This window comes from Corallococcus sp. AB032C (assembly GCF_003668935.1).
GTDB lineage: Bacteria > Myxococcota > Myxococcia > Myxococcales > Myxococcaceae > Corallococcus > Corallococcus exiguus.
In genome coordinates, this window is record NZ_RAWP01000003.1 from 81,281 (window position 1) to 105,368 (window position 24,088).

Annotated in this window: 17 protein-coding genes, 2 tRNA genes and 1 pseudogene; 14 read left to right on the forward strand and 6 right to left on the reverse strand. The window is 69.7% G+C overall.

The features are described from left to right. The first annotated feature begins 3 nt into the window (after window positions 1-3). The 9 genes from D7X99_RS02095 (at window position 4) to D7X99_RS02130 (ending at window position 11,492) form a co-directional block, all read left to right on the forward strand. Complete coding sequence (locus D7X99_RS02095; protein ID WP_121776226.1) at window positions 4-780, forward strand: hypothetical protein; 777 nt, start codon at window positions 4-6, stop codon at window positions 778-780. A gap of 110 nt (window positions 781-890) precedes the next feature. Continuing rightward, window positions 891-4,562 carry a hypothetical protein gene (locus tag D7X99_RS02100; protein ID WP_121776227.1) on the forward strand — a complete coding sequence of 1,224 codons (3,672 nt, stop codon included), beginning with the start codon at window positions 891-893 and terminating at the stop codon, window positions 4,560-4,562. After that, window positions 4,559-5,098 carry a DUF1318 domain-containing protein gene (locus tag D7X99_RS02105; protein WP_120575226.1) on the forward strand — a complete coding sequence of 180 codons (540 nt, stop codon included), beginning with the start codon at window positions 4,559-4,561 and terminating at the stop codon, window positions 5,096-5,098. The genes D7X99_RS02100 and D7X99_RS02105 overlap by 4 nt, the downstream gene beginning before the upstream one ends. Then, window positions 5,092-8,568, forward strand: a complete 3,477-nt coding sequence (locus tag D7X99_RS02110) for a PD40 domain-containing protein (protein WP_121776228.1) — start codon at window positions 5,092-5,094, stop codon at window positions 8,566-8,568. The genes D7X99_RS02105 and D7X99_RS02110 overlap by 7 nt, the downstream gene beginning before the upstream one ends. Window positions 8,569-8,783: 215 nt before the next feature. Continuing rightward, window positions 8,784-9,275, forward strand: a complete 492-nt coding sequence (locus D7X99_RS02115; RefSeq protein ID WP_121776229.1) for a Spy/CpxP family protein refolding chaperone — start codon at window positions 8,784-8,786, stop codon at window positions 9,273-9,275. Between the two features lie 96 nt (window positions 9,276-9,371). Then, complete coding sequence (locus D7X99_RS42620; RefSeq protein WP_158620562.1) at window positions 9,372-9,518, forward strand: hypothetical protein; 147 nt, start codon at window positions 9,372-9,374, stop codon at window positions 9,516-9,518. A gap of 137 nt (window positions 9,519-9,655) precedes the next feature. Beyond that, a tRNA-Val gene (locus tag D7X99_RS02120) sits at window positions 9,656-9,727 on the forward strand. A gap of 13 nt (window positions 9,728-9,740) precedes the next feature. Then, window positions 9,741-9,817, forward strand: a tRNA-Asp gene (locus D7X99_RS02125). Window positions 9,818-10,688: 871 nt separating this feature from the next. Continuing rightward, entirely contained in the window at window positions 10,689-11,492 is an 804-nt protein-coding gene (locus D7X99_RS02130) for a response regulator transcription factor (RefSeq protein WP_121776230.1), read from the forward strand. Window positions 11,493-11,500: 8 nt separating this feature from the next. Here the strand turns inward: D7X99_RS02130 and D7X99_RS02135 are convergent, their stop codons facing one another. Next, on the reverse strand, window positions 11,501-12,205 hold the full coding sequence (locus D7X99_RS02135; protein WP_121776231.1) for a hypothetical protein: 705 nt from the start codon (window positions 12,203-12,205) through the stop codon (window positions 11,501-11,503). A 34-nt stretch (window positions 12,206-12,239) separates the two neighbouring features. Then, window positions 12,240-13,316 carry a hypothetical protein gene (locus D7X99_RS02140; RefSeq protein ID WP_121776232.1) on the reverse strand — a complete coding sequence of 359 codons (1,077 nt, stop codon included), beginning with the start codon at window positions 13,314-13,316 and terminating at the stop codon, window positions 12,240-12,242. A 118-nt stretch (window positions 13,317-13,434) separates the two neighbouring features. On the opposite strand from D7X99_RS02140, the gene D7X99_RS02145 reads away from it, so the two are divergent. Continuing rightward, window positions 13,435-14,790: an amidohydrolase family protein gene (locus D7X99_RS02145; RefSeq protein WP_121776233.1), complete on the forward strand. Its 1,356-nt coding sequence runs from the start codon at window positions 13,435-13,437 to the stop codon at window positions 14,788-14,790. Window positions 14,791-14,924: 134 nt separating this feature from the next. Then, window positions 14,925-15,643, forward strand: a pseudogene (locus D7X99_RS43410) (IS5 family transposase); the annotation flags it as partial. 12 nt (window positions 15,644-15,655) lie between these two features. Here D7X99_RS43410 and D7X99_RS02160 read toward each other — a convergent pair. Beyond that, window positions 15,656-17,113 carry a sigma-54 dependent transcriptional regulator gene (locus D7X99_RS02160; protein ID WP_233613045.1) on the reverse strand — a complete coding sequence of 486 codons (1,458 nt, stop codon included), beginning with the start codon at window positions 17,111-17,113 and terminating at the stop codon, window positions 15,656-15,658. Continuing rightward, window positions 17,073-18,569, reverse strand: coding sequence for a HAMP domain-containing sensor histidine kinase (locus tag D7X99_RS42200; protein ID WP_158626896.1), 1,497 nt, complete (start codon window positions 18,567-18,569; stop codon window positions 17,073-17,075). The genes D7X99_RS02160 and D7X99_RS42200 overlap by 41 nt, the downstream gene beginning before the upstream one ends. 173 nt (window positions 18,570-18,742) lie before the next feature. Here D7X99_RS42200 and D7X99_RS02180 point away from each other — a divergent pair, with 173 nt between their 5' ends. Together D7X99_RS02180 and D7X99_RS02185 are read left to right on the forward strand one after the other, a co-directional pair. Next, the gene (locus D7X99_RS02180) at window positions 18,743-20,506 is read left to right on the forward strand and encodes a SulP family inorganic anion transporter (RefSeq protein WP_147475997.1); all 1,764 of its coding nucleotides are present in this window, start codon (window positions 18,743-18,745) and stop codon (window positions 20,504-20,506) included. Between the two features lie 120 nt (window positions 20,507-20,626). Beyond that, window positions 20,627-21,079 carry a YciI family protein gene (locus D7X99_RS02185; RefSeq protein WP_121776319.1) on the forward strand — a complete coding sequence of 151 codons (453 nt, stop codon included), beginning with the start codon at window positions 20,627-20,629 and terminating at the stop codon, window positions 21,077-21,079. Window positions 21,080-21,093: 14 nt separating this feature from the next. Here D7X99_RS02185 and D7X99_RS02190 read toward each other — a convergent pair whose 3' ends face one another. Next, window positions 21,094-21,573, reverse strand: a complete 480-nt coding sequence (locus D7X99_RS02190; RefSeq protein ID WP_121776238.1) for a hypothetical protein — start codon at window positions 21,571-21,573, stop codon at window positions 21,094-21,096. 152 nt (window positions 21,574-21,725) lie between these two features. Here D7X99_RS02190 and D7X99_RS02195 point away from each other — a divergent pair, with 152 nt between their 5' ends. Next, the gene (locus tag D7X99_RS02195; RefSeq protein ID WP_147475998.1) at window positions 21,726-22,334 is read left to right on the forward strand and encodes a hypothetical protein; all 609 of its coding nucleotides are present in this window, start codon (window positions 21,726-21,728) and stop codon (window positions 22,332-22,334) included. Between the two features lie 22 nt (window positions 22,335-22,356). Here the strand turns inward: D7X99_RS02195 and D7X99_RS02200 are convergent, their stop codons facing one another. Then, window positions 22,357-24,015, reverse strand: coding sequence for an amidase (locus tag D7X99_RS02200; protein ID WP_121776240.1), 1,659 nt, complete (start codon window positions 24,013-24,015; stop codon window positions 22,357-22,359). Window positions 24,016-24,088 lie beyond the last annotated feature (73 nt).

Sequence of the window (24,088 nt, forward strand, 5' to 3'; positions counted from 1 at the left end):
CCCATGGCCCCGGAGCGCTACGAGACCCTGGACGGATCCACGCCGGACGTCACCCCGCTGGCGGCGGAGGTCGGGCTCAAGCAACCGTTGAGCGCCTTCACCCTGCTGGAGGGAGGCGACGTCTTCGAGTCACGCGGAGGCCGTCCCCCCGCGGAAGGCCCCGCGCGCGCCCGCGCCTATGTGAGCGCGAAGCTGGAGCTCAAGCCGTACGGCGCCCCGGCCGCGCAGGTGAAGCGGGTGCAGGAGGAGATCATCCGGCAGCTCTCCGGGAACCTCCAGCTCATCGCCCGCCTGGAGGCCGCGAGGCCCCTGACGCTGGAGCTGATTCCCCCCGGACACACGCTGGCGAAGTACGGCTATCCCCGGGCCGTGTCCCCCCAGGCCGCGGGCCTGTTCTGGGATCATCCGGACTGGCCCCGGGCACGAATCGCGCTGAAGCAGGACCGGCTGGAGTCGGAGCAGTACCTGGTCTTCCACGAGATGGCGCACGCCATCCAGGGGCTGGCCTTCACCCAGAAGGAGAGCGAGCTCATCTACCGCACGATGCTCCGCACCTACCGCAGCCGCGCGGCTGTGGACGAGGTCTTCGCCATCTACAGCGAGCGCGAGTTCGTCACCGGCGTCTCCGCGCACGACCTGCGCGCCCCCGGCGTGTACGGCATGGCCCGCCAGCGGTGGAACGAGGAGCACCTGTTCACCCGCTTCGTGCGAAACCTCTATTTCCCCTACAAACCCCTCGCGGGCGGCACTGCGGGAATGACTCCGTCCAGCTTCGGTTGAAGCGTTTTTCCGGGTGCACGGCGCCGCCCGGCTCGCGAGGCATGCGCGGATTGAAGCTCGCTTCCGTCGCATGGTAGGAGGAGGCGGGCCGGTCGCCTCGACGGAACATCATGGACTCCCCCGGTGCTGAACGGCCTCGTCGGCGGTTGACGCGAATCATCGCGGGCGCAGGCCTGCTCTTCCTCGCGACGTTCGTCCTCCTGCTCATCGCGGTCGTGACCGCGCTTCACAACCTCGACCACCCGTGGCTGAAGCCGCACGTCGTCTCGCAGGTGGAAGAAGCCTCGGGCGTGCGGCTGGACTACCAGACCGCGCGGATCGACGTGCTCTCCGGGCTGCGCCTGGAAGGACTGGTGGTGCGGACCCCGCCGCCGTTCCAGGACGTCGCGCCCGAGTTCCTGCGCGTCGGCACACTGGAGGCGGCGTGGTCGTTCGGCGCGCTGCTGAAGGGACCGGTTCGGGTGGAGCGGGTGGCGGTGCGCGACGCGACCGTCGTCCTGGTGGCGGATGAAAAAGGGACCACGTCGCTCACGAACCTGACCGGACCGCCGGAGCCCGAACCGGTGGATGAAGCGTCCCCCGGAACCTCCCAGCAGGTCGCGGATCTCTTCGCCTCCCCGTTCCCCGTCTCGAGCATCGAGCTGTCGAACGTGTCGCTGACCTATGTCCGCGTCCAGAACGGCGCGGTGGTGGACCGCTGGTCGCTGCGCGGGCTCGAAGCCGGCATCGAAGCGAAGCCGCAAGACAAGAGCTGGAAGCTGCTCGTGGACCTCGGCAAGCCCGGGAAGCCGCTGGCCCTCACGCTGAACCGTGAAGCGCCCGCCGCGGAGGCCCTGCTGGAGCTGGCCCTGTCAGTGGAAGCGAGCACGGACGCCGCGCACGTGAAGGTGGACCTGGACGTCGCGAAGCAGACCTTTGATCCGCGCTTCACGCTCCGATCGCTGCTGCACGGCGCGGTGACGGCCAGGTTCGACGCCAGCAAGCAACACACCACCGTTGAGCTTGAGCGAACGAAGCTGACCGACAGCGCCGAGGTGCAGGCCCAGCTGGTGCTTCCGGATGCGTCGGAAGTCCCGCCCGTGCTGACACAAGCCCTGGCGGACGTGGACCTGGGACGGCTGCTGCGATGGATCCCCGAGGACCTGCGTCCGTTCTCCCTGGAGCGCGGCAAGGTGCACCTGGAGGCCAGGGAGGTCACGCTCAGCGACATGCCCCAACTGGGAGCCCAGGGCCGGCTCGGGCTGGACGTCGACGTGGCGAAGCTCCTCCTCGTGCAGGAGGCGCTCAAGGTGGAGCTTGGCGATGGACGCATCTCACTGACGGCGACTCCGGATGCCCCCCAGGGACTGGCCGCCAAACTCGCGTTCGTGATCCAAGGACTCGACGTCGGAGGCGCCACGCCGCTCCGCGTTCCGAAGGCCTCCGGCGAGCTGACGGGGCATCAGCTGCGGCCCGACCTCTCCTCACCCTTCAGGGTCGCGGGGGACGCGGCCCTGGCCGCCAAGGTGGAAGCACTGGATGTCCGTGCCTCCGGATACCGAGCGATGGCGGAGCGCCTGGGCCTCAACCTCCAGGTGCCCCTCACGGCGAAGCCCCCCTTCGCGCTGAAGGCGGACGTGCCCGTGGAGGTGCTGCGAGTCACCACCGAAGGCCGCGAGGTGCTGAAGGGTCCCGCGCGAGTGCAGCTCCACGTGACGGACGCATTCCCCACGATGGAGGAGCCACGGCTGAGCAAGGCCCGCGCACGGCTGGAGCTGGACGTGGGCACGCTGCACGCGTCGCTGGACGCCACGAAGGGCACCGACGACGTGGCGTACTCACTGGACGCACAGCTGCCGGACCTCGTCATGGCACGGCCCTTCATCCCGGATGACGTCGCCGCACGCTTCCCCTGGAAGAACCTGGCCGTGACGCTGGCCTCCAAGGGCAGGCTGACGGCCCTCTTCGCGCCCTCGCCACGCGTGGACCACCAGACGGAGCTGAGCCTGAAGAAGGCGGGCTGGGACGACATCTCGGCCGCCAGCACCACGCTCGCGCTGCGCTCCCAGGGAGACGCGTGGAAGCACAAGGGAGACCTGGCCTTGAAGGTCGAAGGGCTGCGCATCGGAGAGACCGACGCGGGCACCCAACACCAGACGCTGACCTTCGATGTCGACCGCCGCAAGCTCTCGCTCAAGTTGGGGCTCACCGGCAATGAGGGCCTGAAGGTCGCCGCCGACGCGGCACTGGCGTTCAACCCGAAGGCTCGCGCGCTGCGCATGGACGTGAAGGGCGATTTCCCGCCGCTGGGTCCCCTGTCGCCGCTCCTGGCGAAGGCGCGGGTGCCCCCGGAGGTGGATCCGTCCAAGCTCGCGATGACCGGCGAACTGCACGGCACCCTGACCGGCCTCATCACGCACCTGGGCTCCGACGGAAGCTTCCGCCTGGCCCCCATGCCACCGCGCGCCGCCAGCTTCGAGGGCAAGGCCCACATGGACCTGCGCGGCGTGCGCTGGAAGCAGGCGGACCAGACCATCAACGTCCCCGCCCTGCGCTGGGAGGGCGAGTCGCACGCCGACGGCGCCCAGCGAAACGTCCGCACGACCCTGGCGGTGGAGAAGCTCACCGTCAGCATGAACGACCGCCGGTTCACCTTCGCGGACCTGTCCAGCGACAGCACCGCCACCTTCACCGACCAATGGGAGAAGGGGGACATCGAGCTGAAGCAGCTCGTGAAGGTCCGCTCGATGGAACAGAAGCCGGCGCTGCCCTACCCCGTCCAGGACGTGGAGGCGTCGTTCTCCGTCGTGCGCAAACCCACCGGCGTCATCCGCATCCCGGACCTGCGGCTGTCCAATGGTGGCACCCAGACGGTGCTGAAGGTCCGGGGACGGCTCGACCTGAGCAATGATCAGCAGCGCATGGGGCTCCGCGGCTCGCTGGAGCAGGACCTGGCCCACCTCGCGCGGCCCGGTCAGGTCGAAGGCAGCGGCAAGGTCACGGTGGACTTCCGCGTGGCGTCCCCGGACCTGGTGGTCTTCCGCACCACGTCCAGCCTCAAGCTCCAGGACGTGAACGTGCGGATGCCCGAGTCCGGCATCGTCGTGGAGGCGCTCAACGGCGACGTGCCGCTGACGGAGAACGTGGAGGTCTCCCAGGACGGCGTGCGACTCTTGAACGACCTGGACGTCAATCCGTACTCGATGCTGCGCTTCGCGGATCAACACCCGCTGCTCACGCGCAGCGGCTTCATGTCCGCGGATCGCATCACCACGCCGTGGGTGACCATCGCGCCGCTGGCGGGCAACCTGGCCATCAACCAGAACGTGTTCTCCATGAGCCAACTGGAGATGGGCGTCCGCGGAGGACGCATCACCGGCCAGTGCATGCTGAACTGGCAGGGCAAGCACTCCACGATGGAGGCCCACGTGCGGGCCACGGGCGTGAAGTCCTCCCGGGGTGAGCCCTTCGACGGCAACGCCGCCATGGTCATCTCCGCCAGGGACCGCAGCATCAACGGGCGCGCGGAGATTCTGCGCATCGGCAACCGCCACCTGTTGGACCTGCTGGACGTGGAGGATCCGCACCACACGGACCCCGCCACCAACCGCGTCCGCTACGCGCTGGGCCTGGGGTATCCGGAGCACGTGCGAGTGAGCTTCAAGCAGGGCTTCGGCAGCCTGCTCATCACCATGGGCGGCCTGGCCAAGCTGGTCAGCATCGATGAAATCCGGGGCATCCCCCTGGGCCCCATCGTCGACCGCCTCATCACCACCATGTTCCCTCCGGAGGCTCTGCCATGACACATCGTGGGTTGCTGCTCGTGGCCGCCCTCGCGGCTTCCGGGTGCATCAGCGCGCCGGAGATCGTCATGGTGGACCGGGCGACAGCGCTCGAGGAGCAGGCCGCGGGCTCGTACAAGGACGTGGAGCAGCGGCTGGCGCGCGCGGGCATGAACCCCACGCCGGTGCCGCTGACGCCCAACCAGTTGGAGGATCTGGGCATCCAGCCCCCGCCGCTGGTGGAGAACCTGGGCAAGACGCAGGCGGACCGCGTGGACGACCTGGTGCGGCGCCACTGCGTGGGCGAGGGCAAGGACGGGCTGCTGGTGCTCACCCGGAAGCAGTGCACGGCCGGGCGCGTGTCCGCGGATGACGCCGCCCTGGTGGAGCGGGTGAACCGCGCCCGGCGTCAGCTGTGGCAGTGGATGAAGACCGTGCGCCCCGGTGTGCCGGAGGCGACGCTGCGCCAGAACTGGCGTCTGGCGCACGCGGAGGGCGTCGTCTGCGGAGGCTGGGTGGAGGCCGAGGACGGCACCTGGGGAGAGAAGAAGTGCTGACGCGCCAAGGCCCCTGGTTCCTGGCCCTGACCGTCCTTCTCGCGAGCGGCGCCTGGGCCCAGGACGACGAGAACGACGGAGGCATGGTCCTGCCCGAGCGGCTCACCGTGGGCATGGGCGACCAGTTCCTGGGGCAGCTGGGGCCCGACGAGAACTCGCTGCTGTTCGTGTCCAACCGGGACATCGCCACGGAGATCTTCGTCCAGGACCTGGAGAAGGGCCGCGAGCGCCGCCTCTTCGACGAAGGCGCGGACGTGACGTGGCCGCGCATCAGCCCCAATGGCAAGCAGCTGCTCTACGTCTCGTTCCGCACCCAGGCCGGCGGCCAGCTCTGCGTGAGGGACCTGCCAGAGGCGAAGGAGCGTCGCTGTCTGGAAGAGGAGCTCAGCGCGCTGCAAGCGGAGTGGATCGACGACACGCACATCGCGCTGGTGAGCCGCGCGACCATCCAGGGAGACCTGCGGCTGTCGAAGGTGGCGCTGGGGGCCGGATGGCAGGTGACGCCGCTGCTCGACCGCAACCTGACCAGCCCCACCGTCTCTCCGGATGGGCGCTGGCTGGTGTACGTCCCGGTCCAACGCTCCGTGCAGGAGGTGGGACCGGGCTTCGCAGCGCGAGCGGCGCCGCACCTGGAGGCCATCCGGCTGGATGTCCCCGGCGCGGCCCCTGTCCCGCTGACGCTGGACATCCCGGGGAAGACGGGCCAGCCGGTGTTCGCGCGCGACGGACGCTCGCTGTACGTGGTGCAGTTCTTCACCGACTCCAACGGGGACGGGGTGATTGACGCGAGCGACAGCGGGGTGCTGTTCCGCGTGCCCTTCGCCTCCGACCGCGACGACGCGCCCGCCCAGGCCGCCGCCGCCAGCCCGGACCAGCTCACCAGCGAGGCGTGGAACTGCGAGTACCCGTCCCCCACCGCCGCGTCGCTCATCACGACCTGTTCCCGGGGCCAGTCGCTGGACGTGTATCAGCTGCCGCTGGGTGGCCAGGTGCCCGGTGAATGGGACGTGAAGCGCCTCAGCGAGGAGCTGGGCATGGTGGGCCGGCGCGCGGATCAGCTCATCCTCTACCGCCAACGGCTGCTGCTCGAGACCCGGCCCAAGCTCCGCCGGTTGTTGATGATGCGCCTGAGCCAGCTCCACCTGGCCTACGGCGACTTCGACGCGGCGGACTTCTACGCCCGCCAGATGTCGAAGGTGGACGACCCCGTCACCGCCGGACTGTCGGAGCCGTTGCGCATCCTCATCGCCCACCGGAAGGCCCTGAAGGAGCGCGACCGGGGCCGCATGGTGGATGAGCAACAGGAGGGCGAACGCCAACGCATGGCGGCCCTGGACCCCGCCGCCGCGCCCAGCCCGCCCTCCGCCGTCTACCGGCACGTCGTGCGCAGCGAGCTGGCGCAGTCATCCGGCGACTTCACGCTCGCTCGGCAGGAGCTGGAGGCGGCCGAGCTGACGGACACCACGCCGCGCGCGGTGCTGGAGGGCTGGTACGAACAGGCGGACGCGCTGTACCGCGAGCTGGACGACCGGAACGCATTGGTCGCCGCCGGCCGCAAGCTCTCCCAGAACAAGGTCTTCAAGCAGGACGACCAGTTGGACTTCGCGCGCGGCGCCGTCCGCGCGCTGTACCGGGGACGCCCCTACGCGGAAGCGGACGCCGCCATGGCCCAGGCGCTCGCGGAGGAGCCTCCGGGGACGCCGTATGCGTTCGCCCTGGAGCTGGGCCGCCACGTCAATGCGTTGAACGAGGAGCGCCCTCCCCGCCCCGTCCGGGACGCCCTGGTCGCGTTCTACAAACAGCAGACGGATCCGCTCCGCCGCCGCATGGTGGTGCAGGACGCCGCCGAGCGCGCGGCGAGCCTGGGCGCCGACGGCGTGATGGAGGCCCTGGCGACGCTCTACGTCGACGACGCGCCGGCCGGCACCGAGGAGCGGCGCCGGGCGGAGCGGCTGTTCCGCCGCGCGCTGATGGGCCGCGCCTACCGCCGCATGGGACGGGACCGGATGGACGAGGCGCGCGCGGACTTCGACCTCGTGACCCGCAGGACGGGCTCGCTGGAGAGCGCCGTCGAGTCCATGAGCTTGCGCCTGCGCGCGGGAGTCGCCCCCGAGGTGGTGATCAAGGAGGTCACCACGGAGGTGCCGAGCAAGGTCGTATCGCTCTCGCACTTCGTGAAGGCCTACGTGACGACGCGCCGGCTGTCCAAGCTGGATGACGACGCCCACGCACAGGCGGTGAAGACCGGCCTCGCGGAGCTGCGCGCGGCGTGGCAGGAACTCAAGAACCAGCGCGAGGTGCAGGCCCTCATGGGGGCCATCCACCACGAGGACTTCCTGCGCGGCCGCAATCCCGCCGCCGCCGAGCGCGCCAACCGGCACTACCTGGTCGCCCTGGACCTGGTGCGCAACAACGCGCGCTACAAGGCGATGATTCTTGGCGCGCTGGGGCTGCTGCACACGCAGGTGGGCAACTACCACATCGCCCTGGGCTACCTGGACGAGCGCGACAAGCTGCCCTACGCGGACAGCGGAGCGGGGCTGTCCGTGGCCCTCGCCCGGGCCCGGGCGCTCCTGCACGTCAACCGCGAGGCGGAGGCAGCGCAGGCGGCGGACAAGGCCCTGGCCACGGTGGAGTCCGTGCCGAAGATGGCCCGGTTCATCCCGTTGGTGATGGACCGCGCGGCGCTCTACAACCTGGCCGCGGGCCGCTTCGAACGGGCCCTGACGCTCTACGACCGCGCGCTGCCCGGCATCGAAGCCGGCCCCCGCGACGACGAGGGCCTGCGCAACCGGCTGGTGCTGCGGCTGGCCCGCTGCGGCGCGGCGCTGGGCGCGGATCATCCCCAGCGCGCGCTGGAGGACCTGGACCAGGTGGACCGGGACCTGGCGACGCCCGCCGTGCGGGCCACGATGAAGCAGGCGCACGCCACGCCCAAGTTCGTCCAACGCGCGTATCGCATCATCGCCGCGGGGCTGCGCGCCAACGCGGAGACGCGGCTCGGGCGCATGGACGCCGCCGCCCGGGCGCTGGAGCAGCGACGCGCGTTGTTCCTGGAGCAGTTCGACGAACTGGATCGCGACGAGGACATCCGCGCGGTGACGTTGGCGGAGCTGCGGCTGGCGGAGAATGCCGTGGACCGCCGCGACCCGGCGCAGGCGGCGCAATGGCTGGGCAAGGCGTTGGAGCACGCCGACTCGCTGATGGCTCGCACGCACGCGCCGGTCGATGCGGGCCAGCTGGACGTGCTCTGGTTCGCGGCGCAGCTGCAATCCGAGGACAAGACGCGGATGCCTTTCGACGTACCCCAGCGGATGGAGCAGGCGCGGCGGACGCTCATCGAGCAGCGCGACCCGGCCTGGCGCACGTACCTGGCGTGGTTCAACATCTACCTCGCACTCGACGGCAAGGTCGCTGCCTCGGCGGACAAGCCAGCCCAGACGCAGGAAATCCAGACCGCGTCCGAATAGCCGCTGCAAACACATTCGGAAACGCGCGGGACATTTTCGCGGCACATGGCGGGAGCACCTTGCACCGTGTCAGCCCGGAAGCCCCGGGCCTGAACGGCACGGGACGCCGTGGGGGGCAAACCCCTCCCAGTCGGTCCCTCACGGTGTCCACCGTGCCATCAGGCCAACGGCTTCCGGGTGCGGTCATCACGCGCAAGCTGGAGGTACACATCACCATGAAGCGCCATCTGTTCATGCTGGGCCTGCTGTTCGCCGTTCCCACCTTCGCCGGATCCACCACCCCCACGCAGGACGCGTCCCAGGGCGCGCGCCGGCCGCCCCCCTTCGAGCGCAAGTCGCCCGTCCAGGTGATCATCGACCACCGCCAGGACCTGGCCCTCACCGACGCCCAGGCCGCGAGCCTGACCCGGATTCAAACGGCGCTCGACGCGAAGAACGCGCCCGTGAAGCAGTCCCTGGAGGCCCTGCGCCCGCCCGCGCCGCCGGACCGCACCCAGGGCACGCCGTCCGCCCAGGACCAGGCCAACCACGAGCAGGCGCGCGGCCTGTTCGAGCAGCTCCGCGCCAACGACATGGCGGCCTACCAGGAGGCCGAGCAGGTCCTGACGGATGCTCAGAAGACCCAGGCCCGCACGCTCCTGGAATCGGAGCGCCGCTCGCACGGTCCCGGCCACGGCGGCCGGGGTGGTCCTCCCCGAGGCGAGTAGCCCCTCACCGCCAGTCCGGCCCCCTGCTCGTCAGGGCGGCCGGAAACCCGGCGGCGTGGAGTGTCGTTTCCTGAAAGTCACGAACTCCCCGTCAGGATGTCAGACGGCCTCCGTATGGTGTCGGGCATGGAGGCGATGATGCAGACGATGTTGGTGTTCGTGCCGGTGGCCCTGTTGGTGGGCGCCGTGGTGATGATTCCCCGTTCCCGCCGCCGCGTGCGTCGGTGGAAGGTCCGGGCCTAGCAGGCGGATCCGCGCCCGTCGGATCCGCCCCCTTCCGAGGGAGCGGAGCGTGATTCAGGGGGCCCGAAAACAGATGCTTGACGGGGCCGAACGAGGACGGTACAAGCCGCCTCACTGAATCACGGCGGGGCCGCCCAGGGCGGATAGCTCAGCGGTAGAGCGGCGCCCTTACAAGGCGATGGTCACAGGTTCAATCCCTGTTCCGCCCATATAGATTTTTGTGGGGAGTTAGTTCAGTTGGTTAGAACGCCGGCCTGTCACGCCGGAGGCCACGGGTTCAAGTCCCGTACTCCTCGCCACTAGAGAGGCCCGGAACCGAAAGGTTCCGGGCCTTTCGCTTTTCTGGCCACCCTCCTCGCTACGGAGGGGTGCGTCCCTCGCACCTCGACGACGCGGGCGCGCGAGCAGCTCCCCCCCGAAGCCGCCCGCGCGCCCGGTCGCCAAAGGACGCAGGCCGTCCGCGGCCTGGTCAAGGCGCCAGCTCCACTCCCGCCCGTGCAAGGCAGGCCACCGCCTCGACTTCTCCTGGCCGTCCCCTTCACCGAAGAAGCGCGCGTCCATCCGTGCGACCGCCTCGTCCGGCGTCGGCTCCTGGTGGACCGCGGCCACGCCCTCCGTGGAGAGGCCCGCGTCGGGCGGACTCGTGGCCACGGAGGACTGCTCCGGAGCCAGGGGCCTGTCCACGCGCGGACCCGCGGCCCGGGCCGCCACCTGGGCCTCACGCGCCAGCCGCTCGGAGTGGTCGACCGAGGCCTCGAGCTCACGGACCTGGGCCTTCAACCGCTGCAACTCAGTGGTGTCGCGCGCACCGGACTCCCGTGCATTCACGCCGCTCGCGCCAGCGAGCCGGAACACGCCGTAGGAAAGCAGCCCCATACCCAATTCCTTGTCATGCCGCATGAACCGGGGTGCCCACGAATACGCGAACGCCCCGCTCCGAGAGTCATTGATGCATCCGGCGCCTGCTATGTCCGCGCTCGCGGGCACGGAGCGGGCCATCGCCGCAAGCGTAAGGAGGACCCCCATCGTGAGAGCCGCATGCTTGAATTGTCTGTTCTTGAGCTTCGCTCCTCGAATGGGTGCTTCGCGCAAACTCTCACTGCAAGAAGCCGAACCGACAATTCGCTAAAATTAGGGAGCGTGTTCCCTGGGAGCGACTCTGGAGGTCCGATGGCCGATGAAAGCCTTCGAAGTTCGCAGGTCCGTGTCCTGGTGCGCCTGATCAACGAGGCGCACGAGCTGCCCGAGGGACAGGAAGCGCGGCCGAGGCATCTGCTCTCCGGCATGTGCCGCATCCTGGGCGCCGAGGCAGGGGCCTGCGTGCTGGAGTGCGACTTCAGACCGGGAGGTCGCGGAGGCTTCACGGCCGCCGTCCTGGAAGGCTGGGACGGCGCCGCGCGGCCCGCGCTCGAGGCGCTCCAGAGCATGGGCAGCGCCTGCAACCCGGGCATCCGCTCGCTGATGGAGCGGCCTCCAGTGCCCGGCGCCGTGGTCACCGCGTTGCGGCGGGAGCTCGTCGGAGACCGGGCCTGGTACGGCGCGCCCTACGTCGAGCACTACCTGCGGCCGACACAGCTCGACGACTCGGTGTATTCGCTCCGGTGGTCCGAGGTACCAGGAGTGGTGCGAGGCATCGGCCTCTACCGTGGGCGGAGCGAGCGCCCCTTCGATGAAGCGGACCGCGAGCTGCTGCACCTGTTCCACGTCGAATGCGGGGCCTTGCTCGACCTGCCGGAGCCCACGAAGGAGGAGGCCCCGGGCGTGCGGCTCGCGCCGCGCGAACGCCAGACGCTGGAGCTGCTCCTGCAGGGGCTCGGTGACAAGCAGATCGCGGCCCGGCTCGGCATCAGCCGCTTCACCGTGAATCAGTACACGAAGACCCTCTACCGGCGCTTCAGCGTGCAGTCCCGGACGGCGCTCATCGCCAGGTTGCTCGGCCGCCAGGGCCGGGGCACTGGCGAAAGAGCGCAGTAGGACCCGCGTCAGACGACCGAGGGCCCGCGCAAGGACCGGTGATACTTCTGGAGGATGCGCTCCACGCGCATCTGGCCGAGCAGCGCCTGGAACGCCTCCGTGGCCACCAGCGCCCCTTCCACCGCGTCCATGGTCAGGGCCGCGTTCCCCGCCTGCTCCACCAGCCAGCGACCGTCCGCCGTGATGGCGAACACGGCGCGCTGGGGCTCTCCGGGCAGCCACACCACCAGGAAGAGGTTCTCGCACTCACACTTGGGATCCGAGCACAGCTCGATCCGCCAGGCGTAGCGCTGCCCGTCCAACTCCACGCGGCCCAGGATGTCCCGCTCCAGGTCCGCGCCTTCGCCCAGGAGCGACTCCGGCAACTGCACCTCGAAGGCGCCCTCCAGCCGGCCCATCGCTTCCAGCACCTGCGTGCGGCGCTCGGTCACCAGTGTCTCGAAGCCCTCCTGGAAGCCGGGCGCCTGCGACGCCGCGCGCACGACGCCGCCCCAGCGGTCCTCGGCGGGGCGCAGCTCGTCATCCAACAAGGTGCCGTCGGAGGTGAGGGTCAGGGCCTTCTGCTCGCCGCCCGCGGTCACCTTCAGGTTCACGGTGTCGCACAGGCAGCCGTCGTCGGTGCAGGTGGCGCCATGCACGGACACCGCGCCGTACTCCGGCGTCTGGCAGTCAGCGAGGTGGCGGAGCGATGCATTCTCGGAAGAGGTCATCATCGAAAGCGGGTCCTGGAGGGAAGGAGCGTGCGGCTCACTTCACGTTGGCGAGCGGCGTCTCGATGAACTTGCCCTTGCCGGCGAGGTCCTTGAGGTCGACCTCCCCCGCCTCCAGCGGACGGCGCGGAGTCTGCGGGTTCTGCCGCACGCCGGCCGTCTTCTCGTGGGCGGAGATGATGGGCAACAGGCGCACGCCGTCCTTCGGCACCTGGAAGCCCTGCGCCTGCAACTCCGCGCTCAGGTCCTTGCGGAACAGGCCCGGGTTCTTCGCCAGGTGGCCCGTCGTGTACTCGCAGTTGGCGCAGGTGAAGCGCGTGGTGTGGCCGCTGTACGTCACCGCGTGGATCTTCGAGCCCGGCGGCAGCGTGCCCTTGAAGGACGCGGCGATGTCCTTCGCCGCGCCCGGCGCCATCAGCTTCGCGGCGTCGGACTGCTCGCTGTGCGCGAAGGTCGTGTTGAAGTCCGCGCTGGGCGGATTGGGCTTCGAATACCGGGCCTCCGCGGGCGCTCCGGCCTGCAGCGCGTTGCGCTGGGGCGTGCGGCCGAAGTCGTCCGAGCCCGCGACCTTGGAGCCGCTGAACTCGTAGCCGGGCGTCTTCGTCGACGAGTCCTTCATCCCGCTGACGGACACGCGCTTGCCGTCGTTGGTCAGGTCGTGCACGTTGGGGTGGTACATGCGCTTCATCGCGTCCGGCGGAGGCACGGTGGAGCCCGCCGACTTCGTGTAGGCCCCCTGCGTGTGGACCGCGCCAAAGGACGTGGCGAAGAAGTTGGTGTTCTTGCTCAGGCCCGCGCCGCCCTCCTTCCGCCCCTTCACCCCCTCGGTGCGCGCATTCGCCTCCAGGCCCGCCAGCCGCTGGTGCTCGTTCGTCAGGGCCTTGCCGTCGTCCAGCTTCAGCGTCTTGTCCGGGTTCTTGGAGCCGTACACCGCGCCGCCAAAGCCGTCCGTGAAGACCTTGTGCTCCGGGGGCGGCTTGAGGGCCGGCTCCTTCTTCGGCTTGGCCTGCGCCTGAACCTGCGCGGCCTGCACCTGGGCTTTGGAGGCAATCGGATTGTTCTGCACCGAGTGCCTGGCCTGATTGATGGAGGAGGTGGTCTTCATCTTGGGCATGGCGTCTCCGGGGGAATGCGTGAGCCTCCCTCTCTTTTTCCGGGATTTGCAATGCCAACGCCAGCCCAATGTGGGCCTATCGTCACGGGCATACGTCAGCGCACCCAGGAGCCACGCCTTGCCCTCCCGTTCCCGACGCCTGTTGACGACTGTCGTTGGCGCGCTCCTCCTGTGCTGCGTTTCCCTGCCGTCCTGGGGCCAGACGCCCTCCCCTTCGGAGCCCCCGCGCATCGCCCTCCGCGCCGCCAGGCTCTTCGACGGGAAGAGTGAGCGGCTCCTTCCGGATGCGGTCGTGCTCATCGAAGGCTCGACCCTCCAGGCCGTGGGCACCGGCCTCCCCATCCCCTCGGGGACACGGGTCATCGACCTGGGCGACGTCACCCTGCTGCCCGGGCTGATCGACGCGCATTCGCACCTGCTGCTGGAGGTCGACCCGGAGAACGGAGCCGACGGCCTCCTCACCCCCGTCGCCCAGAACGGCACCACCGAGCGCGCTCTCATGGGCGCGAAGCTGGGCCGCGAGATGCTCGAGGCGGGCGTCACCACGGTGCGCGACGTGGGCAACTCAGGGGTCAACGGCGACGTGGCGCTGCGCAACGCCATCCAGCGTGGATGGGTGCAGGGCCCGCGCATCTCCGCCTGCACCCGCGCGCTCGCTCCCCAGGGCGGTCAGTTCCCCACGCTCCAACCTCCGGCGCAGTCCCTCATCGAGCAGGAGTACGTCACCGTCTCCGGTGTGGAGGAGGCCCGGCGCGCCGTGCGGCAAGCGCTCATGGACGGCGCGGACTGCATCAAGGTCATCGTCGACAACGGGCACAACCTCCTCTCATTGGAGGAGCTGAAGGTCATCGTCGAGGAGGCCCACCGCATGAAGCGCCCGGTGGCGACGCACACCACCACCGACGAGAGCATCCGCATCGCGGTCCAGGCGGGCGTCGACTCCATCGAGCATGGGTACTCGCTCCCCGATGACGTGCTGGCGCCCATGGTCCGCAATCGCATCTTCCTGGTACCGACGGATGGCCCGATGGACGTGTGCGACTCCTTCGATACCCAGGCAGGCAATGCGGAGCGTCGGCGCCAGATGAAGGAGCGCTGCAAGAAGAACATGGCCAAGGCCAATGCTCGCCTCCGCCGTGCGGTGGCCGCGGGTGTCCGGATCGCCGCAGGTTCGGACATGTACATCGTGCAGCCGGGATTGACGCGAGGCCAGGCCACCGTGAAGTGGTTCATCGCCTATGCCGAGGCGGGTCTCAAACCCGTGGACATCCTGCGTGCCGCGACAGTGAACGCGGCGGAGTTGCTGCGCATGCAGGACCAGGTTGGCGCGCTCGCGCCGAACAAGCTCGCAGACCTGCTCGCGGTGGAGGGGGATCCCCTGAAAGACATCCGGGCGCTGAGGCAGGTCCGGTTCGTGATGAAGGACGGCCAGGTGGTCCTGGACGCCCGCCCTCAAAGCAGGGGCCCGCCCTAGGGGGTGTCCCTAATTATCTGAAGAAAGGTGCTGGAGGCCGAGCGGCCGCCAGCCCCGTGGGCAGGGTTGAGCTTGCAGGGAAAGGAAGAGCTGAGCACCCCTGGTGAGTGCATCGACATGAGCTGACGGACGAGCAGTGGAAGCAGCTTGAGCCACTCATCCCTGCCCGACGAGGGCCGCGCACCAAGAAAGGTGACCGGCAGTTCGTCAATGCAGTGCTCTGGCGGGTGAAGACGGGCGCACCCTGGCGTGACTTGCCAGAGCGTTACGGGCCCTGGAAGACGGTCTACAACCGCTTCGGGCGCTGGGCGACCCGAGGCGTATGGGAGGGGCTCTTCAAGTCGCTGCAGTTGCAAGTGGATGATGTCGGCTCGCTGCTGGACGCCACCATCATCCGGGCGCATCAGGACGCCGCGGGCGCAAAAGGGGGGGCCGATGCAATGCTCTGGGCCGTTCTCGAGGAGGCTTTTCTTCCACGGTCCACGCCCTGTGCACCACCCAGGGCCAACCGCTCGAAGTGACGCTGACGCCTGGGCAGCGCGGCGACGTCACTGAAGCCGAGCACCTCATTCAGTATGCGCACGGCAAGGCGCTCATCGCCGACGCCGGCTATGACGCCGACCACCTCGTGCAGGCCGTCCGGGAGCGCGGAATGAGGCCCGTCATCGCGATGAATCCAACGCGCAAGCACCACCGGCGCCGCAACAGTCGCGCCCTCTACCGGCTGCGCATCCAGGTGGAGTGCATGTTCCACCGCCTCAAGCGCTTCCGCGCCGTGGCCACCCGCTACGAGAAGACCGCCACCAACTACCTGGCGGTCCTCCACCTGGCCTGCATGATGCTTTGGCTTAATTAGGGACACCCCCTAGGGTGTTCCCTTGAAGTCAGCGGCCGACAGGCCGTGCCGCTTGAGCAGGTCGTAGAAGTCGCTCCGGTTGCGCCCGGCCATTCGAGCCGCGGCGCTGACACTGCCGCTGCTGCGGCGCATGGCCTCCGCGAGGTAGGCGCGCTCGAAGGCATCGCGGGCCTCGCGCAGCGAGGGCAACGCCTCGGCCCCGACGGGAACACCCGGCAGCTGCGCGCTCTCGGTGGGGGGCCGCTCCAGCGCCTGCCCCAGGCGCGGCACATGTCGCGGTTGAAGCTCGTCCGCGCCGGCCAGGAGCACCGCGGCCTCCATCTCGTGGATGAGCTCCCGGACGTTGCCAGGCCAGCCATAGCGCTGCATCAGCTCCACCGTCGCGGGCGCCAGGCGTGGCGGACGCAGGCCATAGCGGTTCGCGGTGCGCTCCAGGAAGAGCTGCGCGAGCAAGGGGATGTCCTCCAGCCGCTCGCGCAGGGGTGGCAGCTCGATGGGCACCACGTGCAGCCGGAAGTAGAGGTCCTGACGAAAGCGCTTCGCGGCCACCTCCTCCGCGAGGTCCCGGTTGGTGGCGGCGACCACCCGCACGTCCACGGACTCCTCCACGTCCGCGCCCACGCGCGTGAGCCGCTGCTCCTGCAGCACGCGTAGGAGCTTCACCTGCACGGACGGGGACGCCTCGCCAATCTCATCCAGGAACAGCGTGCCGCCGTTGGCCGCGCCAAACAGGCCCTCACGCTCGCGCACGGCCCCGGAGAACGCGCCCTTCACGTGTCCAAACAGCTCGCTCTCCAGCAGCTCGGGCGGAAGGGCGCCGCAGTTGACCGCGACGAAGCGCCCCGCGTTGCGGCGCGAGAGCACGTGGAGCATCCGCGCCGCCAGCTCCTTGCCGGTGCCACTCTCGCCGGTGAGCAGGACGGTGGCGTCGGTGGGGGCAATGCGGGCAATCACCTCGCGCACGCGCGAAATGGCCTCGCTGATGCCCAGGAGCAGGGGCTCGCCCTCCTCCCCCATGCGCCGCCGCAGCTCGGCCACCTCCCGGCGCAGCAGCGAGCGCTCGAGCGCATGCGTGAGCTTCTGCATGAGCTCGTGGTCGTGAAACGGCTTGGTGAGAAAGCCGTAGGCGCCCTCCTGCATGGCCTGCACCGCGGTCTCGATGGAGCCGTGCGCGGTGAGCATGATGACGGACAGCTCGGGAGCCCGCTGTCGCGCGGCCCGGAGCACGTCCATGCCATCCATGTCCTCCAGGCGCAGGTCGAGCACCATCGCGTCCACGCGCTCCTGCGAGAGCCTGCGCAGGGCGCTCTTGCCCTCGCCCTCCACGGTCACGCGGTAGCCGCGTGACGTCATCCGCATGGACATGAGCTCCGCGAGCTGGAGGTCATCGTCCACCAGGAGCACGTGGGGCTGCTGGACGGGGGACTCAGGCGTCAAGACGGCCTCCAGGGGACGCAGGGTCTTCAAGGGGAATCCAGAAGGTGAAGGTGGCGCCGGGCCCGGACGTGTCCGCGAGCGACAGCTCACCGCCGTGCGCGGTGATCATCTCGCGCGCGATGGTCAGGCCCAGCCCCGTGCTGCGGCGCCCGCCCACTTCGAGGCTCGCGAAGGGCCGGAAGATCCAATCACGCGCGTGCGCGGGCACGCCCGGGCCCTGGTCCGCGACGGACAGCTGGACCGCGGGCACGGGGTTGGCGGCGCCAGGGCGCTTGCGGGTCACCAGCTCACACGTGATGCGCACCGTCTTGCCCGCGCTGGAGACAGCGATGGCGTTGCTCACCAGGTTGGACAGGGCACGCTCGACCAGGGGGTCATCGATGGGCGCACGCACGGGCTTCGCGGCTGGCTCGTACACCAGCTGGACCTTGCGCTCATCCGCTTCGAAGGCGAGGTCCCGAAGGACATTCTGGACAATCAGGTCCACCGAGGCCCCGGCATTGCGCTGCAGCGGCTGGCCAGACTGCACGCGCGACAGGTCCAACACGGAGGTCACCATGCGAATCTCACGCTCGCACGCGGCCTGTGCGAGCTTCACCACGCGGGCCTGCTGCGGCGTCAGGGGGCCCGTGCTGCCATCGCCCAGGAGCGAGAGGGCCTCGCGCACCCGGGCCAGCGGCGTGCGCAGGTCGTGGGACACCGAGGCCACGAACGCGCTCTTGAGCTGATCCAACTCCGCCAGGCGCCCCCGCATGCGGTCCAGGTCCAGCGAGAGCGCGCGCAGCTCCTCGGGGCCGCGCAAGGGAGGCAGCGGGCTGAAGTCACCCTGGCCGATGCGGCGCGCATGCGTGGAGAGCAGCGCCACCGAGTTCGACACCGCGCGCGCCTGCGACAAGGCGAGCACTCCCGCGGCGACGATGCCCAGGAGGCCGAAGAGTCCGCCGGAGCTCAGCGCCGCCGACCCGATGGAACGCGCGTGGTCCTCCTTCGCCTGGATGGCCAGGCGCATGTCCCGCGTGCGCTCGGACCACACCGTGGTGAGGACCTCATCCAGTTGCAGCCGCCGCTCACGCAGGGGAAACGACAGCATCGACTCACAGGTGCCGGCCTGCTCCAATTGCAGGGCGTACTGCACATAGTCCTGGGCGCTCGCGCGGATGCCCGCATCCAGATGCACCGTGCCGGTGCCGAGCGCGGTCTGCAGCACGTGGCGCGCGCTGGCGACAGCGCGGTGCACGGAGGCCGCGCTGCTGTCGTGCTGCTCGCAGGCCACCACTCCGCGCCGCACCGCCAGCTCGAGCGCCCAGGCCGCGACGTACACGCGCTGCTCTCGCTCGAAGGAGGCGAGCTCCTCGCGGCCCACGCTCGCCACCACCTCGTGGGTGCGCATGAGGCCCACGGCCATCTGGGAGAAGGCGGCCACCAGCAGCGCGGTAACCACCGCGTAGGACAACAGCAGCCGGGCACGCAGTCGAAGCACCAACATGGCGCGCAATCTAACCCGCGTCCGCGCGCACGGCCCGTCACTTCGCACGGCCGTCTGTCGGCCCCAACAGTGTTGGTCCGAGCCGACAGGGGCTCTGAGGGGATGGACCGACACCGGGGGCACGCGCCCCTCTGAGAAGGCCCTTGGCACGGCACCTGAAAGGCGTGTCGTCCATGCGTTCGACGACCGCTCTCTCCAAGCCATCCTTCTCGACCCGGCGTGCGGGCGAGCTCATCCACAGCTGGCGCGAGATGGTACAGCCCAGCAGCCTGCCAGCCGACGCGGCCGCCGGCCTGAGCGTGGCGTGCGTGGCACTTCCTCTCAATGTCGCGCTCGCGACCGCCGCGGGACTGCCCGCGAGCGTGGGGCTCGTCTCCGGCGTGGTGGCGGGCGTCGTGGGCGGGCTGTTCAGCGGCAGCCGCTTCCAGGTCACGGGCCCCGAGGCGGCGCTGCTGCCCCTGGCCGCGGCCATCGTGGCGGCGCATGGGGCCGCGGGCCTCGCCATCGCCACGGTGCTCGCGGGCGCCATGCAGGTGGCGTTGGGGCTCGTGCGCGCCGGCCGGTTCGCGCGGCTCATCCCACGGCCCGTGGTGATGGGCTTCACGGTGGGCATTGGTCTGCTGCTGCTCAACACGCAGCTGCCGCGGCTGTTCGCGGTGGAGGACACGCACGCGGACGCCGTGGCGCTCGCGCTGCGGCACGACTGGGGCGAGCGCGTGGGCTGGCTCGGGGTTGCCGCCGGAGCCCTCACGGCGCTGGCCATGGTGGCCCTGCCCAAGGTGCACAAGCGCGTCCCCGCGGTGCTCGTGGGGCTGACGATTGGCACCGTGCTCATGGTCTGGCTCGGGGCGGGCTACGACGCGGTGGGCGCCCTGCCGCGCTCGCTGCCCATGCCGACGCTGCCGTCCTTCGAGGGCGTGCACCTCGCGAGCCTCCTGCCGGCGGCCTTCGGCCTCGCGCTGCTTGCGTCGCTCGGCTCGCTGCTCGCGACGAGCTCGCTCGATGCGCTCACGGGTGCGAGCACCCACAGTGACCTGGACCAGGACCTGATGGCGCAAGGCCTGGCCAACATCACCGCCGGACTGATTGGCGGCTTCCCGGTGATGGGCGCCATCGTGCGCGCCAGCGCTTCCATTCAAGCGGGCGCGCGCACCCGCGCCGCTTCCGTCATGCATGCACTGTGGCTCTTCGTGGCCATGGCGCTGCTCGCGCCGCTGGTGGCGCGCATCCCCATTGCCGCACTCACCGCCATCCTGCTGGTCGTGGGGGTGCGCCTGCTCAATCTGGAGGGCCTTGTTGCCATGTGGAATCAGTCCAAGTCGACGTTGAGCGTGGTGCTCGTCACCGCGCTGGGTATCGCGATGTTCAACGTGTTTGTCGGCATCGGGGCCGGGCTCGCGCTGGCGAGCCTCCTCTACGTGCGTCGCCATGGCGCCCTGCGGCTGGAGGTGCAGCGGGTGACGGATGCGTCGCAGCTGCAGCGCGGCCTGCACATGCAGGCGCCGGAAGCACTCAACGCCCCCGAGGCGCTGGACCTCATGGTGGCGCGCGTGGACGGGCCCATCCTGTTCATCAACCACCTCAAGCTCTACGACCTCGTGGACGGTCCGCCCTGGGCGAAGCTCGTGGTCATCGACCTGTCGCGGGTGTCGCTGGTGGACGCCGCAGGTGTGGCGACGCTCCAGTACCTGGCGGAGTTCCTCGCCGTGCGCAGCGCGCACCTGGCCCTGGTGAAGGTGCCGCCCCACCTGGAGGCCGCGCTCGAGCCGCTCTCGAAGCACCTGCTCGAAGGGCGGATGCACGGCTCGCTGGAAGGTGCGCTCCTGGGGGCGGGCCTCATGCAGCCCGCGCCCGTGGAGGAGCCTGTCGCCCACCCCGCGCACGCGTATACCGCCGCGCACAGCAGCGGACTCGCGCTCGAGGGGCGGGGCGGGTAACCCGCAGCGCTCAGCGGCGGCAGCGAGCCGGAGCCTCAACGGTTCCGGCTCGCGGAGCACCCGGTTTCACCGCGGGACAATGGCGCGATGTCGGGTCAGCCCCCCAGGGTGCCGCACACCATGCTCACCACCACGCTGCTGTTGCTCGCCCTCTCCTCCACTCCTGCCGCGCCAGGCGCGCCGGCAACGAAGGCCGCGGCCCCGGCCGAGGAGAAGGTCGAGTTCGACAAGCACTCCCTCGTCCTGCTCAAGCGGGCGCCCAACGCGCCCAAGATGGAGCCCGACGCCCTCCAGAAGCTGCAGGGCGAGCACCTCGCGCACCTCAATCGCATGGGGGAGAGCGGAAAGATGGTGCTCGCGGGCCCCTTCGACGAGCAGGACGACATGGGCATGCGCGGCGCGTGCATCTACCGCACGGCCACGAAGCAGGAGGCGCGGCAGCTCGCTGAGCAGGACCCGATGGTCAAGGCGGGCCGGCTGCAGGTGGAGGTGCTCGCCTGGTACACCGAGAAGGGCTACCTCGCCTTCCCCAAGGCGCCGCCCGAGGAAGCGCCGAAGCCCCCGCGGAAGTAGCGGCCCGTCACGGCTCAGGGCAGCGGCGACAACTCGTCGTCGCGAAGACTTCGGGTGAGTCGGTCGACCCACTTCGCGTCTCGACGTGCCACTCCCCGCCGCAGTCTGTCCAGCCAGTCCGGCGAACCGATGGGATCCATCCAACCGCCGACATACGGTGAAACCAGCGCCTGGCTTTCACAGCCGGCCGCACGCAGGCTCATCACCTCCTGCCATGCGGCCGCGCAGTCCCGGGTCATCCCGGCGACATCAACGTCGCCGCCATTGCCCGGCACGGCCCCTTCCCACAGCGCCTGGTTCTGAAGGCCGTGCTCGCCCAGTTCGGCCAGCATCGCATTCAGCGAGTACACAATGGCTTCCTGTAGCGCGAGCAATGCATTGCCCTGCGCCCCCTCCAGCGAGGCCCGCGCGAGCGCACAGGCTCTCATCGACGCGGCGATTTCACGCTCGGCGTTCAGCGCATAGACCCGCTCGACGGATTCAATAGCATCCATGATTCCCCAACAGTACCGGCACGACCTCAGCCGGTCGAGCCTGGGCTCCTTCCGGCTCCCCTCCAAGGCCAGACGGAGGCAGCAAGGCGCTGGGCCGCGCGGTTGACGGTGCGGCTCGACTTCAAAGGGGGACGCATGGTGCAATGACGCGCATGCCCAGAGTGTTTCTCTACAATCCCTTCAAGAGCGACTGCATCGAAGACCTCATCGACAGGTGGATCAAGGCAGAGGAGAAGCGGGGCTGGACCAAGGACCTGGTGCGGGTGCGACACGGCTCGGACAAGCCGCTCGACGACCTGAAGAGCGGCGACACGCTCTACATCATTGGCCACGGCGACGTGACGCCGAACCACATGGTCGACCGGGGGCCCACGGAAGGTGGCACCCAGGAAGTCCTCCAGCCGCACGAGCTGGCCGCGCGGGTGTTCTCGGACGGGCTGACCGACAAGGCGATCACCATCAAGATCTACAGTTGTCTGGCGGCCCGGGGCATCATGGACAGCTTCGCCACGAACGCCGCGATCCAGATCAAGCTCAAATGTGGAAGCATGGGAGGGATGTCGTGCAAGTTCGACATCTACGGCTACGACGAGATCGTCTCCATCCTGGTCTTGAATCCCAAGACGGGGGAGTACGGCAAGTTCGTCGGTGAGCTGAAGGAGGACGTCACCGGCGTGAGCGAAGACACCATCGAGCTCACCACCGTGAAGGCAAGCTCCTCCAGAAGGCTGCTCGTCAAGAAGGGCTTCGGCTTCATGTAGCGGCCGAAGCCTCCGCCCTCCCCTACGCGCCGCGCAGGTCCACGCTCCGGACGAACGCTGGCTTGCGCCGCGCGTGCGAGGCCTGCTCGTAGGCGTAGGCGAGCTTGAGCAACACGGGCTCGCTCCAGGCGCGGCCGATGAAGGACACCCCCACCGGCAGCCCATACACATCGCCCGCGGGCACCGTGATTGTCGGATAGCCAGACACGGCCGCGGGCGTGGAGCTGCTGCCCAGCCAGTGGTCTCCCAGCACCAGGTCGATAGGCCCCGCCGGCGCCTGCGTCGGAGCCACGAGCGCATCCAGCTTGTGCTTGTTCATCACCGCGTCCAGCCCCTCGGCGCGCGAATACCGGCGGCACGCCGCGAGCGCCTTCTTGTAGGCGGTGTCCGTGAGCGGGCCCTTCTTCTGCGCCTGGAGCAGCAGCTCCTGTCCGAAGTACGGCATCTCGCGCTCGCGGTTCTTCTCGTTGAAGGCGATGAGGTCCGCGAGCGTCCGCACGGGGGCACCCTCCCCCAGCTGTGCGAGCCAGGCCTCCAGGCCCGCCTTGAACTCATACAGCATCACTTCCAGCTCAGGCTCGTCGAGCTTCGCCAGGTTGGGCAGCACCACCGGGTCCACCAGCACGGCCCCTTGCGCCTTCATCACTTCGAGCGCGCGCTCCACGACCGCGTCCGTGGCCGGGTGGTAGCCGAAGAACCGCTCGCGCGGCACACCGATGCGCGCACCCGCGAGCCCCTTGGGGTCAAGGAACTTCGTGTAGTCCGGGTGGGCGCGGCCCTTGCCCGCGGCGGTGGCCGCGTCGCGTGGGTCCTCGCCCGCGAGCACGCTCAGCAGCGCCGCGGCGTCCGCCACGGTGCGCGTCATGGGGCCCGCGGTGTCCTGGGTCGAGGAGATGGGGATGATGCCCGCGCGGCTGACGAGCCCCACCGTGGGCTTCAAGCCCACCAGCGCACACGCGGACGCGGGCGAGACGATGGAGCCGTCCGTCTCCGTGCCCACCGACACGGCGCAGAAGCTGGCCGCGGTGGCCGCGCCCGAGCCACTGCTTGAACCGGAAGGGGTCCGGTCGAGCGCATAGGGATTGCGGCACAGGCCGCCGCGTCCGCTCCAGCCGCTCATCGAGTGCGTGGAGCGGAAGTTGGCCCACTCGCTGAGGTTCGTCTTGCCCAGGAGGACGGCGCCGGCGGCGCGCAGCCGCTCCACGATGAACGCGTCACGCGGGGGAACAGCGCCCACCATCGCGAGCGAGCCCGCGGTGGTCTGCATCTTGTCCGCCGTGGCGATGTTGTCCTTGATGAGCACGGGGATGCCGTGCAGCGGCCCGCGCGCGCCCTTCGCCTTGCGCTCGGCATCCAGCGCGTCGGCCAGCGTGAGCGCGTCGGGGTTGAGCTCGATGACCGAACACAGCGGCAGGTCCCCGGTGCGGTCGAGCGCACGGATACGCCCAAGGTAGGCCTCCGTCAGCCCGCGCGCGGTGTGCTTGCCGGACTCCAGGCCCGCACGCAGCTCCGCGACCGTCGCCTCCTCGAGCGCGAAGGCCCCCGGCGCGGCGGCGGTCGGCGCGGCGGCGCGCGCATCACGGGCGGCCAGTGCCCCGGTCACGGCCGCCGCGGCCCCCAGGAGCGTGCGGCGGGAGAGACCTGCCGGGTTCACTTCGGAAGCAGCCGTCTTCTTCGTCATGGCGCAGGCACCCGTTCGTGGAGGGGCGCCAAGTGGACCCGATTCCCCCACCCGGCGGAAGAGCCGTGGCGAA

Coding starts and splice junctions, on each gene's coding strand:
- D7X99_RS02095 (WP_121776226.1), top strand. CDS start 4: ATGGCCCCGGAGCGCTACGAGACCCTGGACGGATCCACGCCGGACGTC.
- D7X99_RS02100 (WP_121776227.1), top strand. CDS start 891: ATGGACTCCCCCGGTGCTGAACGGCCTCGTCGGCGGTTGACGCGAATC.
- D7X99_RS02105 (WP_120575226.1), top strand. CDS start 4,559: ATGACACATCGTGGGTTGCTGCTCGTGGCCGCCCTCGCGGCTTCCGGG.
- D7X99_RS02115 (WP_121776229.1), top strand. CDS start 8,784: ATGAAGCGCCATCTGTTCATGCTGGGCCTGCTGTTCGCCGTTCCCACC.
- D7X99_RS42620 (WP_158620562.1), top strand. CDS start 9,372: ATGTCAGACGGCCTCCGTATGGTGTCGGGCATGGAGGCGATGATGCAG.
- D7X99_RS02130 (WP_121776230.1), top strand. CDS start 10,689: ATGGCCGATGAAAGCCTTCGAAGTTCGCAGGTCCGTGTCCTGGTGCGC.
- D7X99_RS02135 (WP_121776231.1), bottom strand. CDS start 12,205: ATGATGACCTCTTCCGAGAATGCATCGCTCCGCCACCTCGCTGACTGC.
- D7X99_RS02140 (WP_121776232.1), bottom strand. CDS start 13,316: ATGCCCAAGATGAAGACCACCTCCTCCATCAATCAGGCCAGGCACTCG.
- D7X99_RS42200 (WP_158626896.1), bottom strand. CDS start 18,569: ATGTTGGTGCTTCGACTGCGTGCCCGGCTGCTGTTGTCCTACGCGGTG.
- D7X99_RS02180 (WP_147475997.1), top strand. CDS start 18,743: ATGCGTTCGACGACCGCTCTCTCCAAGCCATCCTTCTCGACCCGGCGT.
- D7X99_RS02185 (WP_121776319.1), top strand. CDS start 20,627: ATGCTCACCACCACGCTGCTGTTGCTCGCCCTCTCCTCCACTCCTGCC.
- D7X99_RS02190 (WP_121776238.1), bottom strand. CDS start 21,573: ATGGATGCTATTGAATCCGTCGAGCGGGTCTATGCGCTGAACGCCGAG.
- D7X99_RS02195 (WP_147475998.1), top strand. CDS start 21,726: ATGCCCAGAGTGTTTCTCTACAATCCCTTCAAGAGCGACTGCATCGAA.
- D7X99_RS02200 (WP_121776240.1), bottom strand. CDS start 24,015: ATGACGAAGAAGACGGCTGCTTCCGAAGTGAACCCGGCAGGTCTCTCC.